We start from the raw sequence: 1,503 nt of genomic DNA, 5'->3' as shown, positions 1-1,503 counted from the left end.
TATCAATATGGCCAGAGCCCACAGTACGGCGACCCGACGCAGATCAGCGTGATCAACAGCGCAGGGGCGGGCAAGACGACTGTGAACGAATACTGGCCGGCCAATACCGGCAGCGGCAGTTGGGTGCTCGGGCGGCTCAAGAAGGCTACCGTCACCAGCGTTGCGCCATAGCAATCAAACCGGTAAAAGCGGACAACAAAATGAAAACGGGAATGCAAGAACACTATCGCAAGGCAGTGCTGGGAATAGCACTGTGCTGGCTGGGTGCGGCTGCTGCGATTCCCGCGATGGCCCAGACCAACACGGTGGCGGGCGTCACGCCCGGGCAGTTCTCGGTGAACGAATCTGGTGCAGCCACCTACCGCATTCCAATTGAGGTGCCGCCTGGCGTCGCCGGTATGGAGCCCAAGCTGGAGCTGGCCTATAACAGTCAGGGCGGCAATGGCTTGCTGGGCATGGGCTGGAATTTGAGCGGGCTCAGCACCATCAGCCGCTGCCCCCGAACCATGGCCATTGACAGCTTCAGGGGCGCGCTCAAGTTCGACATGAACGATCGCTACTGCATGGATGGGCAACGGTTGATCCTGGTCAGCGGCACCTATGGCGTGGCCGGCAGCGAATACCGGACAGAACTCGACAGTTTCAGCCGCATCACTGCGTCGGGAACGGCCGGCAACGGCGTGGCTTCATTCACTGTGCAGACCAAGGCCGGCCTGACCATGGAGTACGGCAATACCGCCGACTCGCGCATTGAAGCGCAGGGCAAGGCCACCGTGAGGGTCTGGGCCCTCAATAAGATCAGCGACGTCAAGACCAACTACCTGACGGTCAGCTATTACAAGAGCGCTGACAGCAGCGTGTATGCGCCTTTAACCGTCGGCTATGACGGTAACGTGGTGAACATTGAATATGAGACCACTCGGCCAGACAGGATTCAGGGCTATATGGCCGGCAGCCTTGTTCAGGTTGATCGGCGTATTTCTCATATCAAAACCCATGCAAAAGGCTCTTCGGATGTAGTGTTTGATTACAGGATCAGTTACACGGGTGGGGCGACAGTTCAGCGCTCTGTCATAGCCAATATTTCAAGATGTGAACGGAACGGAAACTGTCTGCCTGGATTGGCTTTGGCTATTGGGAATACGGCGACGGTGGGCTTTACGTCAAGCAGTACTCATTTGGCCAACCTGTCCGATAGCGCGTTTGTACATGGCGTGGGGGACGCAGGTCTTCGAGTTGTGGATTTGAATGGCGATGGCTTGCCGGATTTGTTGCACCTGGGGTACTTCGTCAATGGCGAGTTTGGCGGTGGTTTGATCAGGCGGGCTTTTATCAATACCGGAACCGGTTTTGTCCGAAACGATGCCTATGTCAGTGGAGTCAGTGACAGTGCCTTTACGCATACCTACAGCCGTGACGGGGGCTTGCGCGTGGTGGATCTCAACGGTGATGGCCTGCCCGATCTGCTGCATCTGGGCTACTTTGTGAATGGCGAATGGGGCG

Annotated in this window: 1 protein-coding gene; it reads left to right on the top strand. The window is 57.2% G+C overall.

Annotated features, from left to right (window positions below):
* Window positions 1-212 precede the first annotated feature (212 nt).
* Window positions 213-1,503 (top strand): SpvB/TcaC N-terminal domain-containing protein (locus tag BM408_RS00005; RefSeq protein ID WP_217649403.1); only part of this gene is annotated, 1,291 nt, incomplete at its 3' end.

The organism is Polaromonas sp. YR568, assembly GCF_900116715.1.
In the GTDB taxonomy this organism is placed as follows: Bacteria; Pseudomonadota; Gammaproteobacteria; order Burkholderiales; family Burkholderiaceae_C; genus Polaromonas.
Note: the sequence above shows the minus strand (reverse complement) of the source record. Positions and strands in the feature narration are given on the sequence as shown.